General features: G+C 58.9%; 1 protein-coding gene. It reads right to left on the bottom strand.

Annotated features, from left to right (window positions below):
- Positions 1-209: transposase (locus tag AC5ZG5_RS46715; protein ID WP_496165631.1), on the bottom strand; the 209-nt coding region annotated here is incomplete at both ends.

Genomic DNA, 209 nt, shown 5'->3' with positions numbered 1-209 from the left:
CTTGTCGGCGTGAAATGAAACTGCACGTTGGGGTGGGCCTTGAGCCAGGGCTCGTTCTTCTTGTGGGTGTTGAGGTTGTCGAGGATGACGTGAAGCTTTCGGCCCGGAAAGGCCGCGGTGACGCTGTTCATGAAATCGAGAAACTCGACGCGGCGGCGACGTTTTGAATGCGTCGCGATGATCTTTCCGGTGGCGACCTCAAGCGCCGC

It is taken from the genome of Bradyrhizobium sp. Ses1, assembly GCF_059512365.1.
Note: the sequence above shows the minus strand (reverse complement) of the source record. Positions and strands in the feature narration are given on the sequence as shown.